Here is a 20084-nt window from a genome sequence, read left to right on the forward strand (position 1 = left end):
AGCGATCGGCGTACCGCTCTCGGACCTGGTCAGGGAGTAGCCCCGGCCAGCGGGGGGATTGCTGGCCGGGGCGGTCTTGCGTCAGCTCTCGTCAGGCTCCGCCACGATGAACCCGCGAACGGGCCGCGGAGGACCTTGCCGGTCCGGGGTCTGCCCGGCCTGGATAGCGCGCAGGTCCTCGACGACGTCGGCGTACCGGGGGTCTGTCCATTCGGTCATGGCGGAAGCCTACTCAGCCCTTGGGCTTGGGGATGATGACGATCGGGCCGTCGGGCTGGGAGTGCTGGCAGGACGCGGCGACGGTGACGAGGGAGTCCTCCGGCCCGCGCCACAGATCCGCGTCCACGGTGTAGCCCGCGGCCTCGATCGCTGCGACGGTCCGCTCGACTGAGCCGTGGTCGCGGTTGCCGGGGTCGGGCCGCTCCGGCACGTGGTGGATGAAGCCGCCGAGACGAGCGCACAGAGCCTGGTACAGGGCCGTGTGGAGGACGAGCGCATGCCAGCCCTCATCCACTACGCGCGAGGGCACCAGGCCCCGCTGTGTCCCGGCGGCGGTGGCGAGGAACGCCAGCGCGTCGACGACGATCCGGGCCGAGAGGCTCGCTTCCATGCCGGGGTTGTTGTCGAGGACCGTGTGCATCACGCCGTTGAACTCGGCGTCACTGAGCAGGGCGCGGGGGCTGCGCACTGCGGTCGCCGTGCTGCCGGTGGGCTGGTACGGCTCGGCCGGCTTGGAGAGGCAGGGCGGCGGCGGCTTCTGCGAGGAACAGCTCATGGAGTGTCTCCTTGAAGTTGCGGATCAGCGGGTGCCGAGCACGATCAGGACGTAGGCGAGTTGGCGGGCGTACTCGTTCACCGGACGCCAGCCGGACGCTGCTCGGCGCGTGCCTCCGCCATCGTCCGGATGATGCGGGCGAGCCCGCGGGCGTGGTTCCAGTTCGCGTGATCGCTGTGGCCGAGGGGTCCCTTATCGAGGAAGTACGACCACTCGGCCAGAGCTGCGGTCGCGCGCTCGGTCCGTCGACCCTCGGCGTTCGCGGACACCAAAGCGTGCAGTTCCTGCCCCGCGGTGATGAGGTCATCAACGAGGTGCGCCACCCCCTCGGCGTCAGGTCGCTGGTCGTAGGGCCTCAGGGCCCGCTGTACGAGCTCGTCGATCCGGTGCGCCTCGGGCCTCATGCCGTTGCTCCCTACCATCGTCAGCGGGTGGTGAGATGAGCCTAGGTATCCAGTTAGCGGGAGCGAAGTGACCCCGAGTACCGGTAGTTTGGGCCCGCATGCAGGCTGAGGAGGCTCTATGGGCAACGCCGGCCGGACCGCCCTGACCAGCAGTCAGGGAAACTCACAGCGCAGCCGAACCGGCATAGTGTCCGGCTACGTATTGCGCGTGATCCGCGAGCAGCTCGACCACACTCAGGACTCATTGGCTGAGGCCTTCAAGGTGTCCACGGACACGGTCGCGGGCTGGGAATCTGGGCGCCGACCACTAACGTCGCTAGCCGTGGGGCAGATGCTGGTGCACCGGCACCGCCTCATGCGCATGGGCGTGAGCCCGGCCCTGCTCCTCGCCCTCGACAAGGCGTTAGAGGCGGACGTCCTCCTCGCCAGCGTCCTCAATGACGACGGGCCCTCGAGTGACAGCCCACTGGGTGCGTGGGTCATGCAGCGCGACCTTGTCGAGGTACTGGCCTGGCCACTGAACGGGGTCACTCCGGAGCCGATGCGTGGGCTGGACGTTCCGGCTCGGCCCCGTCGCGGTCCCGCGCCAACGAGGCCCGAGCTCACGCCAGATGACCGGCGTCGGTTCTTCCGGCGGATGCGGCGTACAGCCGAGGAGGCGCACGGCGGCGACTTCCTCCTCCGACGCCAGGCCTTGTACCTCGCTGGGTACGACGATGCGCCCGACACCCCTGGATGGCTGAGCCAGCAGCAGCGCGCGGAGCGGCCGGGGGACTGGCTGACCCAGTGGCTCACAGCGCGCTCAGTCGCCGCTGTGGCGGCCCGGCAAGGTGACCGCGACCGCATGCAGCACTTCATCACCACCACCCTGAACGATGACGACGCAGGCGAGGCAGCGAACCTGAACTACTGGGCGTACTGGATCGGCGAGAGCTCGCATCTCCAGCTCTCGGACGACTTCATCGCAACCGCCGGCACATCAACCTGGCACGGGCACAAGCTGCTCAAGCACCTCGTCACCGGCCTCGCGCCGGATCGTGGTTTCTTCGAACTCAACATCCACACGCTCTGGGCCCTTCTCGCTGTACGTCCTGGACTCCTGCGCACCTCGTCTGCCGGACGCACCCTGCGAGACCGGTTACCAGTGCTGTTGGATGTCGCAGAGCCCTCGACGCGAGCGCGTCGAGAACTCGAAGGCATCCGATACGCGATCCGCCTCGCCGAGGCGTGAAGGAGAGACATAGTGGCTGATGACCTGTCCGCGGTCGCCCGATTCCTCTACGAGGCGGGCACGCTCAAGCAGGCCCGCCGCACGGGGTGGTGGATGGCGGGCGTCACGCAGCCGGAGAGCGTTGCCGAGCACTCCTGGCGGACCTCTCTCATTGCGTCGATCATCGCGAAGCTCGAGGGTGCCGACCCCGCGCGGGCGGCGTTCCTTGCTGTGTGGCATGACACCCAGGAGACCCGTACAGGGGACGTCAACTACCTCGGCAAGAAGTACTCGACCAGCGCGGATCCAGAGGCGGTGACTGCCGACCAGACTGCGGGCATGCCCGAGCTGCTGGCCTCGACGATCCGGGAGCTGGTCGCCGAGTACGAGGGTAAGGAGTCGGCGGAGGCTATCTGTGCGCGCGATGCGGACAAGCTGGAGTGCATGCTCCAAGGCATTGAGTACAAGGCTCAGGGCTATGAGGCAGCGCAGCGCTGGATCGAAAACAGCCGGGCCCGACTCACTACCGAGACCGGGCAGCGGCTCGCGGAGGAGCTGCTCGGGCAGGGCACGCTCGACTGGCTGCGGGCAGCTCTCGGCGAGAAGGGCTGAGCTCGGACGCACGAAAGCGCCCCCTCCCGCGGCCCGAAGGCTGCGAGAGGGGGCGCGGTGTGTGCCGGGTCAGATGATGAGCCAGTTGCCGCCGGACGGGATGACGGTGACCGTGTTCCACTGGGCGGCGAGGACTTTCGTGGCGGCGCCGTCGATGGTCTGGCCGCCGGCTGGGGTCACGGTGACGGTGTTGGCCGTGCCGTCGGTCTTCTTGATTGTGTAGCTGTTCGGTGTGGCCACGGCGGAGATGAGGGTGACGACCCGGTTGCCAGCGGTGGCGTCGACGAGGAGGACGTCGTCGATGACGCGGACGGTTGCGTCGGCAGACACAGCGCGGACCGGGAAAGGGGCCTGCCCATTGATCAACTTGATGCCGCACGGATCGCTGACCGTGACACCAGACTCCGTGAACAAACCCGTGAGACGGACCACGCCGCGCGCTGCGGCCATCGCACCCGCACTGCTGCCCGTGATGTTCGGGGTCCCGGACTCGGTGCTGAGCTGGTCGATGTCGATGATCGGCCCGATGCCCGCGGAGCCGGCGCCCATGATGTACAGCTCGTTGGTGCAGGCCTCGATGGACGCGCTCAGGATCTTGATTGCGTGGACGGAGCCGACCGAGCCGGCGTAGGTGCCGACCACGACGAGACCAGCCCAGCAGTAGAGGGCCATGTAGCGATCCACCATGGCGTGTTCGGTGACGAACATCGCGTAGGTGTAGCCGCCGCCGATGCTCACGTTCTTCGCGACCACGTTGTCGTTGTTGCCCGGCGCCGGCAACAGCAGGCCGACGCTGAGGCCGGTACCGAACACGCCGGGCGAGGTGTAGTCGGTGCTCGGGCTGGCCACCGTCCCGAGCGTGCCGATGCCGAGGTTCTCGACGTGCGCGTTGGCGCAGCCGTAGAAGTTGGCAGCACCGTAGGTCAGGCCGAAGCTGCTGTGCGTGGTCAGGATCGCCATGTTCCGAAGTACCGGCATGACGTTGCTGTACAGCGCCGCCGCCCCGTACCCGAAGCCCTCGTTCGGCCCGCACAGCACGCCCGGGTTGCCGTCCGCGTTGATGCTGCTGATCTGCGCGGCGGTCGAGGCGTAGACCCCCGCAGAGACCCAGCAGCTACCGGCCATCTGTGGCACGGTCTGTTGCCAGTGCCGGACCGCGGCGGCGCCGTCGGTCTCGCCCCGGAACTCGATGATCTTCTTCTGCGCGGCGACGGGGTAGACGCCGAAGACGATCTGACCGCTCCCGCTCTTGGTGTTGTTGAGCGGGCCCGCGATGAGGTGCGGGCGGGGCGGCGTGTACACCTGTGCGTAACTGGCGCCCGCGGCGAGGTACGCCTCGGCCGCATCGACCGCGGCCTGGATCGCGGTGGTGTTGTCGGTGCCCCATACGACCTGCGCGCCGGTCACGGTCGTGGCAGCGTTCGCGGACAGGGTGACTTGGGTGTCGCTCTGCCTACTCAAGATGGTGGTGACCAGGCTCGTGACGCCGGTCGCCGCAGCACCCTTGACGATCACTGATTTGCCGACCGGGCTCGAGGCCGCAGTGAACGGGGCGCTGGCGCTGGTGAGGATCGCGCTGCCGGAAGTGATCGCGCCGTCGGTCACGACCCGCACATCGCCGACGGCCCCGTAGGCGCTGACGTCGAACACCCACGGCGCGGCCGCCGAGAACCGCGCGTCGTCGCCCGCAGCCACGGTGCCGGCCGTCGTGCCCACGGCGCGGGTCGCGCTGTTGCCGAGACCCAGGTTGGTGCGCGCGGTCGCCGGGTTGGCCACGTCGGACAGGTTGGCGGACTTGGTCAGGTACTTGGCCGCGGTGCTCGCCGGGGTTTCGTAGGCGGCGTTGGCCCGGACGACTTCGGCTGTGATCGCGGCGTCGGTGTACGCCTCCGCGTTCGCGTTCGACCCCGGAGGGCCCTGCGCGCCCGGGGGACCAGCCGGGCCCTCCGGGCCTCGGACGTAGCCGACGTCCCCGGGGTCTGCGTCGATGAGGTCGGTCACGTCGATGCTGCCGACGCCCGCGGCCAGGGCGAACGGCCGCCGCCGGTAGGGGCGTCCGTCGATCCGCTCCTCCAGGATCCACAGCCTGCCCGTCGCGGGCTCGACTCCGGCGGCGTCAGTGGTCACCAGCGCCTGCGAGAACGCTCCGGCGACAAGGGTGAGCGTGGTCCCGCCGGTGAGTACCTGGTTGCCGGTCTCGTCGGTCCACACCCCGGGGTACGGGGACAGGACGACCCGGCCGGCCGCGTTGGCGCCGGTCGCCGGGTTGACGTAGTGGCCAGTCACGACGCGCGTCGTGGGCAGCGGCATGACGGCCTCCTATCGGGCGAGCAGGGCGAGCGCCCCGGTCACGGCCCCGCCGACGCCGGCGAGAACGCCGATCGTCGGCAGGGGCCAGCGGGCGCGCTCTAGGTTGCGTATCCGCGCCTCGTGGTCTTGAAGATCTGTGCGGATGTCCTTGGTTTCGTCGAGGATTCCGTCGATCTTCGATTCGATCCGGCCCACTGCTACGGCCAGCCCCCTCACCTCCTGGTACATCTGGGCCGGGCTGATGTACACGCCAGGGTCAGGGGACGTCATCACACGCCCTTGACGGTGGACGCGCTGTTCGGGTCGCCGAACATCCGCGCCGCGAGCCCCTTCAGGAGGGTGCCCGCAGCGATGATCCCGGCTACGCCGACCGACTTCCAGAACGAGACATGCAGCATGTCGGCCGGGCCGGCGGCGATGAGTACGCCGCCGACGGCGGTTGCGCCGGTCCAGAGCACGCGCTCAGTGAGGTCCTTGGCATAGGTCTTGCCGGTCCTGACGATGACCTCGGAGGACGGGAAGGGACTGGTCATGTGAGTCTCCTAGTTGGCGAGGCGGCGGGCCTGGACGTCCGCCACAGCGTTGGCGATGGCGGTGATCTGCTCGGGCGTGAGACCGGTGGTCTCCAGCGAGGCGACCTTCGTGGTGAGCGCGGACACCTGCTCGGCGAGAGCGGCCACCCGCTTGTTGGTGGTGACCAGGTAGGCGTAGGCGTCGATCGGCTCGCCCTTGCCCTTGTAGGCCCAGAGCTCCATCGGGGTCGGCATGTCGTCCTCCTCGGACGTCGGGGGATTGGTGTCGCCAGCGACGATCTGGCGGGTGTACTGGAGGACCAAGTCCATGCGGGTGTTGCCGGGGTCGCCGTGGTTGTTGCCGTCCGGGACGTGCATGTGCCCGCAGTGGCCTTCGAAGTCGGCCCATTCATCGAGGGCCATGCGGGCCGCGCTGTTGCCGTAGCTGCCCGGGTACGCGAGGAACGGCCGTGGCGTCAGCGTGAGCGGGACGCCATGCTCGGTGTGCAGCCAGGCGAGGTAGCCGGCGTAGGCACGGAGCAGCCAGTCCGGGGCGTCGGGCCAGTAGATGTAGTCGACGCCGGCGCGGAGCTTGCCCCAGGACACTCGCCGCGCCGGGTCGCAGGAACCGACGAGCTCGACCTGGTGGCAGTTGTTGCGGTTGGTGCGGACCGTGGTGTCCGGGTTGTCGACGAGCGCGCGGGCGGACATGTCGGCGGGGAAGTGGCAGTAGACCTTGATCCGCTTGTTCGGGATGTCCGGCAGGAGCGTGCTGTTGGGGGCGCTGACGCCGCCGTCGTAGTCGGGCAGGCTCGTGCCCTCGGTGGTGTGGGTGACGCAGCAGTTGATCTCCTGCATCAGGCCCGGGTAGCGGCCGTCGTACCGGTAGGCGGTGGATGACCCGGGGTAGAACTGGGCGCCGGTGGACATGCGACCTCCAGGGCATGAGAAGAGCCCCGGCCGCCAGACGCGGGCCGGGGCTGCGGGTGAGTCAGGTGGTGGCGTAGGAGATCCGGGTCATGCCGAAAGCTGCGGTGATGACAACCGACACGCCTGAGTTCTGGTTGACGTACAGCTCGATGTACTGCGCGGCCGCGGTGAATATCACCGTGCCGGACATGGTGGCGCCCATTCCGCCAGTGCTTCCACGCTGCGTCTGCACCCGAGCCGTAGTGACCGCAGTCCCGGAGCCGTTGAAGCGGATCTCGCCGCGTGCGTCCGCAGTGGACAGGGTGCCCGGCCACGTGATGCCGCCATGCACCACATAGGTTCCTTCGGTCGGGGCGACCAGGCGAGTGGGGGCGCCGATGAGCCACATCGTGCTCGGATAAATCGGGGCCGCCGCCGTGAAGGGCACCGCCGTGTAGGCACTGGGTGCGGTCGGGACACTGAAACTGGCGGTGGTGGCCTGGACGCTGCTCGGCCACATGTCGTTCAGGGCATCCGCGGTGAGGCGCTGCCCGGCGTACCAAGTTGTGTTAGCCACAGCAGGCTCCTCTCAGAGAGCGACGATGGTGGGGTGGGCGAGGCCGATCGGCGTGCCTGCTGTCTGGGCTTTGACGATGCCGTTCTGGGAGCGGAGCCCACTGCCCGTCTGGGGGCTGCTCGCACCGGAGCAGGTGCGGAGCAGGACGTGCTCGCCGGCCATGCCCAGCAGGATCGGGAACTCGGTCGCGAGGGACGTCGGCGTCGCCAGCATCATGACGTCCGCGAGGAGGACGTCAGAGGTGGGCGGGGTGCTGGCCATCAGCGCGAGCACGGTGGCCGTTACCGTGCTCGCCGGCGCAACGGCCGTGCCGGAGAACTGCGTCCACTCACCGGCGTTCACGTCGATCTGGGTCGTCGACACCGACAGCAGGACGCCGCCACTGTCCCTCCAGCCGATGCGTAGCTGCACGCTCCGGCTGGTTGCGCACCGCAGCCAGGCGTGGGCCCGGTACGTCGTGCCGACCGACACAGCGACCGCATCCGACTCGGCGTAGGCCACCGAGGACACGCCGCTCGGTATCAGCTGCAGCGACCACGAGCCGCCGAATGGTGCCGCGGACGGCGTCGCTACCTGAGAGATCGTCCCGCCAATCCCCGTCCAGTTCCCGACCGACACCTCCATGTCCGGGTTCGCCGTCAGTCGGCCCGTCGACGTCACCCACCGGGTCCCCGTACTGACCAGGGACCACGCCGAGGTCGCCGTCGACGTGATGTCCGACCCGAGGGTGCAGCCAGCCGTGTCCGCGCGCGCCTCCTCGGATGCCGCGACCGTCCACGCGCCCGCCGGCGAGCAGTTGAGGACGATGTCCCAGCTGTTCGGATGGCCGATGGTCTCGGTGTATCCCTCGACGATCAGGTCGATCGGGCCGGGCGGCAGCCACGTCGGGGGGTTGATGATCTGGATCCGGTCCCCGATGTCCAGAGCGAGGACGGCGGGGATGAGGGAGGGCGCTGCGGCCAGGTTGATGTGGACGCTCGGGTAGCGGGCTTCGTCCCATGTCCCCATGTGCAGCAGCCAGCCAGCGATGTCCGCCGGCTGCGTGTCGTATGCCAGGCTCAGCGTCCGCGAGTCGTCGTACATGCCGACCCCGGCGGGCGGGGCTTGCGTCGACAGTGGGCTGGTGGTGTCCACCGCGCGCGCCGACGAGCCGCCGTCCCGGACCACGGTGCGGTCGTTGCGCAGCCGCTGGTCGTCGTCGATCGGCTCGAGGGGTGGGGCCACGTGACCGGCCGTCGCATAGTTCAGGGTCAGTGTGACGGGCTGGTTGTAGTACTCGGTCCGGGCCCGGTAGCGCAGGCCGAGTGTCTCCCGGTCCTCGAGGAGCACACCGAGGTCGGCGGCCTCGGCCTTGCCGAGGAGCGCGAGGAGTGTGTCAGGGCGCTGCGGGCCGAGCGTGGTGTCCGCTCGCGCGGCCGCAGCCGGGACCCCTTCCTCGGTACACAGGCGGGCGATACGCGCGGATGCACGCTCGCCGAGGTAGCCGTCGTCGGCCCCGTCGTAGACGTCGGTGTTGCTGCTGGCGAACACGCCGAGGTGGCCCAGGCTGACGCCCTTGGCGAGCGCTCCGAACGTGGTGGCGATCCCGGTGACGGTGCCAGCGGTCGCGGCCACTGTCGATGTGGAGCCGAACCCGGCGCCGGAGACGTTGGCCCATCCGACGCGGTAATCGACGTTCCCGCCGGAGGTGACCGCGTTGAGTTCGAGCCGGTTCCAGACCCCGTAGAAGTCGGCCCCGGCGATGATGCCGGAGGAGAACAGGGTGGCGCCGGTGGAGGTCAGTCCCTCGAAGAAGACGCCGCCGGGCTGCGCCGTCAGCCGGATGCGGGCAGCCGACCCGCTCGTCGTGAAATCGAGCAGCACGGCGTCCGATGCCGGCGCCGTCGGCCAGTAGAACACCATGGACACCAGCCACGATCCGGTGGCCGTGTGCGCGGGTACGACACCGGCCATCGAGGCGGCCGCTGAGAGTTGAGGCAGCGGGTCCGAGCCGAGCAGGGTGTCGTCTGCCGCGTAGTCGAGGCCGCCGGTAACCAGCGGCGCGACTCCGGTCACGGGCGAGTAGGCCTGCGTGGCTGAGCGTCCCTCCTCCATCGGCCAGTAGGCGACCGGGTTTCCCACTCGGGGGATGCGCCGTCGCAGTGTCGAGGCGAGCGGCTTTGCCCCCTGCCCGAGGCGGCGCATGATGCCGGCTGCCTCGGCCGGTACGTACAGGTCGCGGCCGGACTCGTCCCAGCGAGGCGGCCATGCCGACACCTCGGCGTGCGCCCGGTACTCGCGCTGACTGATCGCGGCCTGGCTGGACAGGGTCCACGTCCGGCCAGCCGAGTCCGCCCACGTGGTGGCGCCCGGACTCTGCGCCGTGAAAACCGGGTTGGCGACGACGGTTCCGCCGATGCTGCTGCGGACCTGCGCCGCGTAGTAGCGGCGGCCGGCCTGCGACAGGTTCAGGGTGCTGATGTCGCCGACCTCAAGCGGCGCCGTCGAGCTGAAGATGGAGGTGACGCCCGCGCCGATGACCGGATCCCCGAGCTGCACCCAGGGACCGGCGAGGGTGGGCGCGGTGTAGAACGTGGCGGTCCAGCCACCGCCTCCGTTGTTCACGTCGAGGGTGGCCCGGACCGCGCCACGCTGGCGGGCGCGGAAGGGGACCGGGACGGTGGACTCGGAGAGCAGCAGCGCCGTTCCGTCCGCGCTCCACCTGAACTGGATAGAACCTGACGGGCGGATGAGCAGACCCCACGAGCGCTGGTTGCCGGTGGTCTGGTACTTGCCCATCACCTCCATGCCGTTGGCGCCCAGCTCGGATGCCCACACGTCGGGTCGCATGTCGGCCTGGACGTCGATGTCACCCACGATGTCCAGGGCCGCGACGTCGGGGGTCGACGCCGACGCGGCGACGGCCGGGATGGACATGTACGCCTCGGTGGCCGGGAGGCTGAAACGTACCGGAGTGTTCCGTCCGATGAGCCCGTAGTTCGGACTGCTCGGGTTCCGGGGGCTGTACTCGTTGTCCCGGTTGTTGAGCTGGAAGGACACCCGGGCGGGATCCACCCGGGCCGCCTCGTCCGGCCGGCCCCGCTCGATGGTGAGCGGGGCCCGGGCGTACAGGTCTGCGGTGATGTCCGTCCAGATGCCGCCGATCTGCATCTCGGCAAGGAGTTCAATCGGGGTCTGGGGGAAGGCCACCGCGGGCCCCCTTTCTAGTTGCTCTGTCCGAACGCGGTTTGAACGCTGCCCTGGCCGACGAGGCGGACGGACTTACGGACCGCAGTGGCGAACGCCGACTCGACGGCCGCGTCGATGACGAGGCGCACGGTGAGGGCCTGCGATCCGAACCCGGGCCGGGTCAGCGGTGCGCCACCGGCCCCGCCTGCGAGCTGCTGGCCGGCGAGCACGGACTGACCTTGCGATGGGGTGGGGACGAGCGTTGCCATGGCTGCGGCGACGTCGTCTTGCCGGGCCTCGATGCCGACGACGACACCGGCCGGGATCCACTGCCCGAGCTCGGCCATGACCTTGGACGGTGAGGCGATGCCGAGGGCTTTCGCGATCGGGCCGGGGATCAGGTTGCGGGCCCAGCCCATGAGGGTGGAGCGGAGCCAGCCGCCCATGGATTGGATGCCGCGCCACAATCCGTAGACGACGTCGTGGCCGTGGCCGAAGAGGAGACCGCCGAGGTCGCCGATCGCCGAGGCGATCATGCCCGGTAGTCCGTGCATCCAGTTGACGACTGCGGTACCCCCGGCCACGGCGCCGTTCTTGATCGCCGCCCAGTGCTTGATCATCAGGCCGATCGGGGTGAAGTTGAGGAACGCCTGATAGATCATGCCCGGTACTCCGGACAGCCAGCCGATGATCGCGTTCCACGTGGTCGTCGCACCCTGCTGGATTTCTGCCCAGTGCTGCCAGATGATCCCGCCCAGCATCCACGTCACGAAGAAATTCCAGATCTGATCGGCGGCCCACTTGATGCCGCCCCAGACCGCGCCCCACGCGGCGACGGTGTACGCCTTGATCTGATCCCAGTACGTGTAGATCAGCGCAGCCAGCGCGATCACGCCGAGGATGATCCAGCCGATGGGGCCCATGGCGATCAGCCACTGCGCGGCCATGACCGCAGCCCACACCACAGCCCGGGCCGCCATCATCACGAACTGCCCGATGGCTACCGCGCCCGCACGCATCACGGCCAGGACCCACGTGCCGATCGAGGTGAGAGCCGACCCGACCCACGCCGCACCGGTCGTCGCGGCGGACACGACTGCGGCGCCGGCGATCCGCGCGTACACGCCGATCCCGATCAGGTTCATCCGCAGCCAGTTCCCGATGACCGTCCAGCACGACGCGGAGATGATCGCGTGCGCACCGGCCACCACAGCGGAGACAGCGGAGTACACCATCATCGCGCCCTTGACGACGAGCACCGTCGCGGCCAGCGCGAGGAACGTCATCACCAATGGCTTGACCACGGTCTGGTGTTTCATGGCCCAGCTGACGACGACCCCGCCGACCTCGGTCAGTTCGCCGATCGCCTTCCGCTTGAACGTCTCCAACTGGGATGCGGCCGAGCCGCCGACGGTGTCGACCATCCGGTCCGCGGCGCCGCTCGCTTTGTCCATACCGGAAGCGGCCGCCGCAGAGGCAGGGTCGAGCGCGAACAGCGCGGCACCGAGCACGTTACCCGGGTCGCCGAACAGGGCGGCCGCGGTGTTGAGTTTGACCTGCTCGTCCTTCGTGCCACGCATCTTGTCCATGGTCATTTGCAGGGCCTTCTCGGCCTGGTCGCCGCCGGCCCCGATCATCTTCGCCATCGTCGTGGCGTTCAGGCCGATGGCTTTGAACGCTTCCTCGACGGGCTTGCCGCCGGCGAGGGCACGCTCACCGAACTGCCCGAGGGCGTCGGCTACCTGGTCGGCGTCGCGGGCGCCGGCCTTCAGCCCCTGCGACAGGAGACCGGTCGCGGTCCCCGCGTCGAGGCCGATACGCCGCCACTGGGTGGAGTACTCGTTGAGGGTTTCGAGGTAGTCACCGCTCTTGTCGGCCGATGACTGGAGTCCTGCGGTGATGATGTCGAACGCCTCGTCGGCGTCCTTCGCCAGGCCGGTCCGCAGGAGCTGACCGACGGCGGCCGTGGACATCGTGAGGTCTTGGTCGAAAGTCTCCGCGAGCGCGAGCGCCTTCGTCGTGATTCCCTCTAGTCCGCCCTTCGCGTTCGAGACATCACCGATGTTCTGGTAGACACCCTTGATCGCCATGTTCACGGTCTCGGTGCTGTCGCCCCACGCGTTCTGGTAGACGCTGGCCGAGACCTTCGCCATGTCGGCCGCCTGCGCCGGACCGAGAGCGAGCTGCGCCGCGAGCTTGGCGTTCGCGGCGCCCACGTCCAGTGCGCCCGTGATGCCGACGGCGAGTGCAGCGCCGACGCCGGCACCGATCCCCGCCGACGCGGTGGTGATCCGCTCGCCGAACTTGCTGATCTCTCCGGACGCCCGGTCGCGGGCGATCAGGTTGAAGACGAGTGAGGTGTCCGAGGCCACGGGGTCACCTCCTGCTCATCTGCTCATTCGCTTCACGTTGGGCCTTCTCGTATGCGTCGAGCCAGTCGAGGAGTGCGTCCTCCTGATCGACGGTCATCAGGTCCCACTCCCAGGGCCGGACGCCGAGCAGGTGTGCCGCGTCGCCGACGCGCCTCAGGCGACGACTGGCAGCTGGGCTTTTCCCTCGGTGGCCGAGTCGTCTTCCGCCTCGGCGATGTCCTGGTCGAGGTTGGCGAGGATCGCCTCGCGCTGGTCGGCTGGCGCCGTGTCGACGACCTGCTCCCGGATGAGGAGGAGCTCGCCGCGGGTGTGCTCCAGGCGGAGTTCCTCCCACGCGAAGTCGACGTCCTCGAAGCGGGTGGGAGGGTGCTCACGCTTGAGGAACACGAACAGCAGCGCACGGCGGCAGAGGCTGTTCCCCTTCACGACGGCCTGGGTGAAGTCGGACCAGTCACGCCCGGTGATCTTCTCGATTCGTTCCCGCTCGGCTGACATGATCTTGCGTGGGTTGTAGTTCCACCGCTTCGGCTCGTCGCTGCCGTCCGGCTGGTAGACCAGGTACATGCTCGTCCCCTTACTCGACCCGGTCGGCGATCCGCCGGGCCATCGCTTCCATCGCTTCATGCACGGCGCGCGTGTAGCGGTTGGTGTCGCCCTCCATGGCCCTGTCGAACCAGAGGGTCTTGCCGTGCTGCTGAACCCACGGCTCGTGGCCATAGGTGAGGTGGCGCCAACCACGCGCGCGATTGGTGCGCTTGGGCGCGTTGGCGAACCCGCGAATGTTGCGGGTCTTGAACGCCTTGATCCGGGCGCCCGACCAGTTGCCGCCGAGCTTCACCTCGGGGCGGATCTTCTTGGCGATCGCGGAGCGCAGCGCGGGCGCGGTGCCCGGACCGGCCGACGACATCGCCATGATCCCGGACTTGGCTTGTACGGCCGCGGGCTTGAGGGCCTCGCGCATGTTCTTGGCGAGTTCCTTGCGGAGTTGCTTCCCGTCGGTCTCCGCACGTAGAGCGCGGGCCAGCGTGTCCAGCCCGTCGTGTGTGACGGTGACCTCGAAGGGCGGGCCGCCAGACATCAGACCGTGGCGCGAGTCACGGCGCCAGACGTCGGGAAGGACAGGCCCACCGAAGCTTCGTCGCCGACCGAGCCTTCGATCGGGTTCCACCCCTTGATCAGGATGGATCCGGTGTACTTCGGGTTGGACGTGCCGACCGCTGCGGAGTCGGCCCGGACCTCGAAGGTCACGACGGTGCCGAGCAGCGGCCACATGATGCTGTCGATCTTCGTCGCGGCCACGTCCTGAAGGAACTCGATCGAGAGCTCGCCGGACTTGAGCCCACCGAGCACGGCCTTCCAGCCGAGCGACCCGTAGGTCGTGACGTCCTTGTCCTCAACCTCGATCGACAGCTCCGCCTTACGCGTGTAGTCGGACAGGTCGACGCTGTTGATCGCGAGGTACTGGGAGAGCAAGACCATCTTGGCCATGGGAGATCACCTGATTCCGATCGAGGTGGCGAACATGAAGCTGGGGGCAGTGCCAGTGATCGTCCACGCGACGCGGAACCAGTCGTCCGTGATGGCGCCACCCGTGGTGCGGAGCGCCTCGCCGCCGGCGGCCGTGGCCGCAGTGAACGTCAGCTGCGTCGTGGCGCTGGGAAAGCCCACCGCGTTGTCGGACTCGATGCGCGCGGTGATGCTCGGCGTGGTCCCGGCCACGGACAGCACATGCAGCGCGGCGTACAGCCGTTTGCCCGCCGTGACCGCGCCAAGCTGGACCGCCGTTCCGACACCAGTCGATGTGCGCGCGGTACCGGCCGGATGGGCGATCTGCCCACGCACGAGCGGCCACGCGGAAGCGCCCTTCCCGGACCAGGGCGCCACGTCGCCGACGGCGCCGCCGAGCGCGTAGCTGGAGCGCAGACACTGCGTGATGTACGCGAGGTCGCCGACAGCCGCGTTGTCCGGGCAGGTTGTCCACGGGCCGACGCCGCCGAGCTGTGTCCAGCTCGCGTTGTCGACCTTGGTAGCGTCGGCCGCTTCCCACTGTCCCTCGGCTGTGACCTCGGCGGAGCCGAGCCCGCCGATCACTTCCTTGTACCCGTTGCTGTAGTAGTTGGTGGTGTCCTTGTCCTCGACCTCGGCGGTCAGCTCGATCTTGTTCGAGGCGCCAGTCAGATCCGCGCCGACGGCGAACAGTCGGGCGTTGAGCAGGACGAACTTGCTCACGGGGTCAGCTCCTTCCGTCGCCGAAGATCTTGATGAGCAGCTCGGCCCCGACGTACTGAGTGCCCTGGTGCTCGTACCAGCGGTAGCCCTGCACGCGGGTCACGTGCAGGTCGTCAGCCAAGCCGCCGAGTGCGTCCTCGCCGGGCGCCCCGCGGGCCACCTCAATCGCGGCCTTCAGGGACGCGGGCCCGGACCCGGACAGCAGCGCGTCGAGGGTGCGCTGCGCGGACACGTCATCGGCCCGGCCGACCAGCACACGGCACGTCAGCTCGGCCTCGTCGAGCGCGCGCCCCATCGCCTTGTCGAACTCCAGCGAGTACTCGCCCGCGAAGAAGTGCGGCGCGAGTACCGAGTCCGGGGTGTAACCGGAGCACGTCAGCTTCCCGGCGCCGGCGGGCAGGACTACGGCGCGGGCCGCGTCCGCGATTGCCTCACGGATCGCCGCCATCTGCACCGCCATCCACCCCCTTCGCCGTCGCCTTGCGGCGCCCGCTCTTCGGGCTGGACTCGCCGACCTCCTCGGCCACCCCAGCGGCGACGAGGTGCGCGCCGTCGGCGGTCGGTACGTCGGCCTCCTCGCCCAGGGCTGGCCACGGCTCGCCGTTGCGGGTGGCACCCTCGGGCATCTCGGCGGTCATACGGATACGCATGGGGACTCCTCACCCAAAGCCGGGCAGTACGTAGGGTTCGATCAGGTTCCAGACGTCCGGATCCCGGCGGGACAGGCGGACCACGCCCCACTCGGCGGATCCGGTCACGCCCTCCGGGGAGTCCTTGCGCTTGAACAGGCGGTTCGCCTGGATCAGGCAGGCCTGCACGATTTCGTCGGGGACGGCCGGCCAGCCGAAGAGCGCGGTCACCCGGACTCGGCCGGTGCCGGTACCCCAGCTGCCGGACCTGAGGAGGCCGGTGATGGGACGGCCGACGGCGAGCGCGTTGTCGGGCAGGGCCTCCCAGCCGGTCAGCGTGGACCACGCCGCAGCCGAGCCGGTCTCGACGAGCAGACCGGACGTGCTGCCGATGTCATCGATCAGGAGCGCGGTCCCGTCGTTCTCGACGACAGTGCGGCCCTGCGGCCGGTACACGCGCTGCACGGCGGTGCCGTCCAGCCAGAACCGGCGGCCGGTCGCCCGGTCGATGGAGCGGGACGCCGCGGTGAGCGCCTGTTCCAGTAGGGCATCGCGGCTGTCGTCGTTATCGTCCACGCCGAGCTGCCGTTTTAGCGTGCCGAGGTCGGCGTACTCGTTCGCCACGGCGGACCCTCCTAGTCGCGGACGATGTTGCCCGCGTCGTCGCGGGGCTTGCGGGGTCGGCCGCGTCCACGTCGCTCCTCGGCCGCGGCGTCGCCGTCTGCAGTCGAGGCAGGTGCGGCCCCCCGCCCTGCGGGTTCCGTCTCGTCGGCCTGCTCCGGCTCGTGGCCGTAGTGGGCGAGCTGTTCGTCGACCTGCCGCACACGGTCCGTTTCGCCACGCCGCACGTAGCTCTCGCGCTCACGCAGCAGGGCGGCGATCATCTTCCGGTCTTCCTTCTGTGTCATCGGACCGTCTCCAATTCAGACGAAGAGGATGGACGCGCTGCACGTGAACGACGGCGTGGTGCCGCCGATCGTCAGCGTGGCGCGGACGTAGTTAGCGGTGACCGCGCCCGCCGACAGGCGGTTGCCGACGGCGGTGAGCTGGGTGATGCCGGAGCCAGTGACGGTGCTCCAGCTGGAGCCGTCGACGGACTGCTCCAGTACCGCGTCGAGGGTGGGTGTGGTGCCGGACGCCGCAGACACGTGCACGGCGAGCAAGGCAATCGAGGCAGCGCCCGCAGCAGCGACAGGGCCACTGCTCGCGGTGGCGGTGCGGGCGGCCGGCGCCAGGGCGACGTCGCCCTGAACGGGACGGACAGGCATAGCAGTTCTCCAGTCGGCGCAGAAGGGGACGGCCGGCCCCGGGGACGTGGGGCCGACCGTCCGTCAAGGGGGTCAGAAGGTGGGCGTGACCAGGCCAGTGCCGCCGATCTTCTGCATGGCGTTCGGGTAACGGCCGAACGTGTACGCGAAGTACTTGTAGGCGACGAGGAGAACGCCGAGGGTGGCGGCCGTGGGCTGCTCGGCGCGGATCATCAGCGGTGCGTCCTGGTCCTCCCAGAGGTGGCACTCGCTGTTCGGGACGACGAAGACCTCGTCCTCGTTGGTGCCCGCGCCAAGGCCGGTGCCGATGTTGTTGTCGACGATGACCTCCAGCCCGCACGGCAGCAGGCCGCGGACGCCGGAGCCGTAGGAGCTGGAGGAGTTGGCCTGTCCGGCGGACTGCGGCGGGATGCCCGTCCAGTTGATCATGGGCCAGGTCGAGGACATTTGGCTGGACAGCCAGTACCAGCGCCGCGAGTGCATGACCGCGTGCGTCGGCCGGCCCATCGCCAGCATCGCGGCCTCGACCCCGGCCGCTGCGGACAGGACCTTCGGGTACAGCTCGGCGCCGGACGGCGACGCGTCGGTGTACGCGTTGGCCTGCGCCATCGCCGAGAGCCCCGTCGAAGCCTGGTTGATGAGGGTGTTGTCGAGCACGGTGTGAACCCGGTTGAACAGGTCCTGCATCGTGACGTCCTCGATGCCCTGCCCGCGGTCGATGGCCTGCCGGGACACGGTCTGCTGGCCGGCCGCGGTCTGCACCGGGATGGTCAGCAGCGTGTCGTCCATGTTCGTCTCGGACACCGCTGCGTTCTCCGAGGCCTGCAGCGCGGCCGACGACGCGGTCGTGATCCGGGAGATGTTCACGGACATGCCGTCCGCTGGCAGCTGGTGCCGGTTGCAGATGTCGGCGAAGGGCCGCAGCGCGGCAGTGGCCGGCGCATACAGGTCGGTCAGGTACTGCGGCACGACCAGGCCCGTGAACGCGCCCGTGTTGGTGGCACGCTGCATGAACTGGGCGCGCTCGACACGCTCCTCCTGCATGTGCCGCGACAGCCGAGACACCGCCTCGACGTCCCCGTACAGGAACTGCCGGGAGACGTCGAGGAGGAAGTTCTTTCCGTGCGGGTCCTCGTCCTTGCGGTAGGTCCGCTCTTCGCGGCCCACGCGGGCGACCTGGTCGTAGGACGGGCGACGGACCTCGGTGGCCGTGACCTTCTTCTGTTCGGCCTGCCGCTCCATCTCATCCGACTTGATCTTGTTCGCGTTGGACAGCTTGTTCTCGATGCCGCCGACATCGTTCTTCGCCTGGTCGCGTGCGGCGAACAGCTCGGTGATCCGGCTGTCCTCCTCGGGCTCCAGGTTCGAGCGGCCGTCCTGCTGCGCCTTGTCGAGGATGAGCTGGATCTCGGCGCCGCACTTCTTGCTGCGCTTGTGGGCCGCTTCGAGTTCGACCTCGATCGAGGCGATCAGGTCGTCGATGGTTCCGGGCATGGTGCTGCCTTCCGGTAGATCGGGATGGTGGTGGGGTCAGCGCGACTGCGCGGCGGGCCCGGGTCGTCTGCCGGGCGTGGCGAGTCCCGCCTCCGGGCGATCTGCCGGATGGCGTGCTGGAAGGTGGATCAGAGGACGGTCAGTCCTCGTCGCCAAGCTGGGCGAGGAGCCGGGCCCGGACCATGGAGATGGACCGGCCCTCGGCGGGCGGTGCGACCGCGGGCGCCGTCGCGGGCGCGCTGGGCTGCGGGGCCCGGAGGTCGGCGCGCTCGGAAAGCCGGGCGAGCGCCTCGCGGGCGACGAGGGGGGAGAGGTGATCGATGGAGGCGAGGAACTCGCCGGAGCGCGCCGACACCGAGGTGTGCGGGTTCGCGCCGTAGGTGACCGGGCCCACGTCGCCGCGCTCCAGATCGAAGCTGTTGATGCGGTACTCGGTGTAGTCCGGGGACCACGTGCCGTCGGTGATGCGGAACATGAACGACTGCTCGCGCACGTCGCTGTCCTCGATGGCCTGCACGAGCAGCTGAACGTCGGACCGCTTGGGGTTGAGCCACGCCCGTTGGCCCAGGCCGGCGTCGTCGGCCCACAGCTGGAGCCGGCTGTTCCTTGTCGAGGCCATCGGGGTCCCGCCGTGGTTGAAGCGGAACACCACCTCGGGGTCAGCCGCGAGCGTCTTGTCCGCGGCGCCCTTGGTGACCACCTCGGTGTAAGGGCCGAACGCATCCCACATCTCGTAGCCGCGTTCGAACGAGGACGCGTAGCCCTCGACTTCGTACCACTCCATCTCGTCGCGCAGCACCTTCTTGGCGCGGAGCTGCGAGGTGAAGCGGACGGCCTGCTCGAGGGGTCGGTCGCGGGGTACGCGCATCTCGGCGGAACCCGCAGCAGAACGGCGGGCGGCTGCGGCCTGCGCCCGCAGGCTGGCCGGATCTGTCATGACGGGACTCCTGTCGTGGCGGTAGCTCCGGGGACCGGGGCGGGGTTCTTGGTGCCGAACAGCCGGTCGAACTCGGCGAGCTGCAGGTCGGTGAACGGCTGCCGGTCCTCCAGCTCGCGGGCCTCGGACGGTGCGAGCTGCCGGGACTCGATCTGCGTGCGCAACATCGCCGCCCGGGTCTGCGGGTCCATGCGCAGCAGCGCATCCGTGTTGAGCTTCACGAACCGGGGCCGGCTGGTGAGGGACGACAGAGCGTCCTCACGGCGGACGATCGCCGGGCCCAGGTTCATGACCAGGAACTGGAGGTTGCGCTGCGTGATGTTGGCGTATGTCATCCCGCCGGCGGCCGCATCGATCAGGTCGCCGGGGCAGTCGAAGAAGCGGGCGATGTCGCCGATGCCGTACCGCTTGGCCTCGATCCAGTCGGCGCCGGCGGCGTCGGCCTGGATCATCTTGTACTCCCAGTCGTTGCCCGTGACGAACAAGTCCTGGCTGGACGTCGCGGCCTTGAACCTGCGCTTCGTCTCCTCGGCCTGGTCGGGGCTAATCGTCTTAGAGGTCGCGCAGATAGGCGCGGTGGGGAGCCTTGGGCGAAACAGGCACAGGCCCTGGGCGATCACGTAGTTGTCACGTTCTGTGATTTCTCGGGGTCTGCCGCGAACGGAGTGGCTGTACGCC

Annotated in this window: 24 protein-coding genes; 2 read left to right on the forward strand and 22 right to left on the reverse strand. The window is 69.1% G+C overall.

Annotation, left to right across the window (positions count from 1 at the left end; genetic code table 11):
* Positions 1 to 81 precede the first annotated feature (81 nt).
* From OTB20_RS32185 to OTB20_RS32195, 3 genes are all read right to left on the reverse strand, one after another.
* Entirely contained in the window at positions 82 to 219 is a 138-nt protein-coding gene (locus OTB20_RS32185; protein WP_267822946.1) for a hypothetical protein, read from the reverse strand.
* 13 nt (positions 220 to 232) lie between these two features.
* Complete coding sequence (locus OTB20_RS32190; protein WP_267822948.1) at positions 233 to 775, reverse strand: glycine-rich domain-containing protein; 543 nt, start codon at positions 773 to 775, stop codon at positions 233 to 235.
* A gap of 77 nt (positions 776 to 852) precedes the next feature.
* The gene (locus OTB20_RS32195; RefSeq protein WP_267822950.1) at positions 853 to 1179 is read right to left on the reverse strand and encodes a DUF6415 family natural product biosynthesis protein; all 327 of its coding nucleotides are present in this window, start codon (positions 1177 to 1179) and stop codon (positions 853 to 855) included.
* A gap of 118 nt (positions 1180 to 1297) precedes the next feature.
* Between OTB20_RS32195 and OTB20_RS32200 the strand changes: the two genes are divergently transcribed.
* A complete protein-coding gene (locus tag OTB20_RS32200; RefSeq protein WP_267822951.1) occupies positions 1298 to 2410 on the forward strand; it encodes a transcriptional regulator in 1113 nt (370 codons plus the stop codon).
* A 12-nt stretch (positions 2411 to 2422) separates the two neighbouring features.
* Positions 2423 to 3001, forward strand: a complete 579-nt coding sequence (locus tag OTB20_RS32205; protein WP_267822953.1) for an HD domain-containing protein — start codon at positions 2423 to 2425, stop codon at positions 2999 to 3001.
* Positions 3002 to 3070: 69 nt separating this feature from the next.
* Here OTB20_RS32205 and OTB20_RS32210 read toward each other — a convergent pair whose 3' ends face one another.
* The 19 genes from OTB20_RS32210 to OTB20_RS32300 all read right to left on the reverse strand — a co-directional run.
* Entirely contained in the window at positions 3071 to 5311 is a 2241-nt protein-coding gene (locus OTB20_RS32210; protein WP_267822955.1) for a hypothetical protein, read from the reverse strand.
* Positions 5312 to 5320: 9 nt separating this feature from the next.
* A complete protein-coding gene (locus OTB20_RS32215) occupies positions 5321 to 5581 on the reverse strand; it encodes a hypothetical protein (RefSeq protein WP_267822957.1) in 261 nt (86 codons plus the stop codon).
* The gene (locus OTB20_RS32220; RefSeq protein ID WP_267822959.1) at positions 5581 to 5844 is read right to left on the reverse strand and encodes a hypothetical protein; all 264 of its coding nucleotides are present in this window, start codon (positions 5842 to 5844) and stop codon (positions 5581 to 5583) included. Before OTB20_RS32220 ends, OTB20_RS32215 begins: the two co-directional genes overlap by 1 nt.
* A 9-nt stretch (positions 5845 to 5853) precedes the next feature.
* Complete coding sequence (locus OTB20_RS32225) at positions 5854 to 6753, reverse strand: hypothetical protein (RefSeq protein WP_267822961.1); 900 nt, start codon at positions 6751 to 6753, stop codon at positions 5854 to 5856.
* Positions 6754 to 6814: 61 nt separating this feature from the next.
* Positions 6815 to 7309 carry a hypothetical protein gene (locus OTB20_RS32230; protein WP_267822963.1) on the reverse strand — a complete coding sequence of 165 codons (495 nt, stop codon included), beginning with the start codon at positions 7307 to 7309 and terminating at the stop codon, positions 6815 to 6817.
* Between the two features lie 12 nt (positions 7310 to 7321).
* On the reverse strand, positions 7322 to 10498 hold the full coding sequence (locus OTB20_RS32235; protein WP_267822965.1) for a hypothetical protein: 3177 nt from the start codon (positions 10496 to 10498) through the stop codon (positions 7322 to 7324).
* 14 nt (positions 10499 to 10512) lie between these two features.
* On the reverse strand, positions 10513 to 12849 hold the full coding sequence (locus tag OTB20_RS32240) for a phage tail tape measure protein (RefSeq protein ID WP_267822967.1): 2337 nt from the start codon (positions 12847 to 12849) through the stop codon (positions 10513 to 10515).
* Between the two features lie 153 nt (positions 12850 to 13002).
* Positions 13003 to 13413, reverse strand: a complete 411-nt coding sequence (locus OTB20_RS32245) for a hypothetical protein (protein WP_267822968.1) — start codon at positions 13411 to 13413, stop codon at positions 13003 to 13005.
* A 10-nt stretch (positions 13414 to 13423) separates the two neighbouring features.
* Positions 13424 to 13927 carry a hypothetical protein gene (locus OTB20_RS32250; RefSeq protein ID WP_267822969.1) on the reverse strand — a complete coding sequence of 168 codons (504 nt, stop codon included), beginning with the start codon at positions 13925 to 13927 and terminating at the stop codon, positions 13424 to 13426.
* Positions 13927 to 14337, reverse strand: a complete 411-nt coding sequence (locus OTB20_RS32255; RefSeq protein WP_267822970.1) for a phage tail tube protein — start codon at positions 14335 to 14337, stop codon at positions 13927 to 13929. The genes OTB20_RS32250 and OTB20_RS32255 overlap by 1 nt, the downstream gene beginning before the upstream one ends.
* 6 nt (positions 14338 to 14343) lie before the next feature.
* Positions 14344 to 15078: a hypothetical protein gene (locus tag OTB20_RS32260; protein ID WP_267822971.1), complete on the reverse strand. Its 735-nt coding sequence runs from the start codon at positions 15076 to 15078 to the stop codon at positions 14344 to 14346.
* A gap of 4 nt (positions 15079 to 15082) precedes the next feature.
* Positions 15083 to 15538 (reverse strand): hypothetical protein, encoded by a 456-nt coding sequence (locus tag OTB20_RS32265; protein WP_267822972.1) that lies wholly within the window; start codon positions 15536 to 15538, stop codon positions 15083 to 15085.
* Positions 15510 to 15728 (reverse strand): hypothetical protein, encoded by a 219-nt coding sequence (locus OTB20_RS32270; protein ID WP_267822974.1) that lies wholly within the window; start codon positions 15726 to 15728, stop codon positions 15510 to 15512. The genes OTB20_RS32265 and OTB20_RS32270 overlap by 29 nt, the downstream gene beginning before the upstream one ends.
* 9 nt (positions 15729 to 15737) lie before the next feature.
* Positions 15738 to 16331 carry a head-tail connector protein gene (locus OTB20_RS32275; protein WP_267822976.1) on the reverse strand — a complete coding sequence of 198 codons (594 nt, stop codon included), beginning with the start codon at positions 16329 to 16331 and terminating at the stop codon, positions 15738 to 15740.
* Between the two features lie 11 nt (positions 16332 to 16342).
* Complete coding sequence (locus OTB20_RS32280) at positions 16343 to 16615, reverse strand: hypothetical protein (RefSeq protein WP_267822978.1); 273 nt, start codon at positions 16613 to 16615, stop codon at positions 16343 to 16345.
* Between the two features lie 15 nt (positions 16616 to 16630).
* Complete coding sequence (locus OTB20_RS32285) at positions 16631 to 16975, reverse strand: hypothetical protein (protein WP_267822979.1); 345 nt, start codon at positions 16973 to 16975, stop codon at positions 16631 to 16633.
* Between the two features lie 72 nt (positions 16976 to 17047).
* The gene (locus OTB20_RS32290; RefSeq protein ID WP_267822981.1) at positions 17048 to 18469 is read right to left on the reverse strand and encodes a phage major capsid protein; all 1422 of its coding nucleotides are present in this window, start codon (positions 18467 to 18469) and stop codon (positions 17048 to 17050) included.
* Positions 18470 to 18608: 139 nt separating this feature from the next.
* Positions 18609 to 19406 carry an HK97 family phage prohead protease gene (locus OTB20_RS32295; RefSeq protein ID WP_267822983.1) on the reverse strand — a complete coding sequence of 266 codons (798 nt, stop codon included), beginning with the start codon at positions 19404 to 19406 and terminating at the stop codon, positions 18609 to 18611.
* Positions 19403 to 20084, reverse strand: a 682-nt coding sequence (locus OTB20_RS32300; protein ID WP_267822984.1) for a phage portal protein, incomplete at its 5' end; no start/stop codon positions are given. The genes OTB20_RS32300 and OTB20_RS32295, both read right to left, overlap by 4 nt.

The sequence above is a fragment of the Streptomyces sp. H27-H1 genome, from assembly GCF_026627445.1.
In the GTDB taxonomy this organism is placed as follows: Bacteria; Actinomycetota; Actinomycetes; order Streptomycetales; family Streptomycetaceae; genus Streptomyces.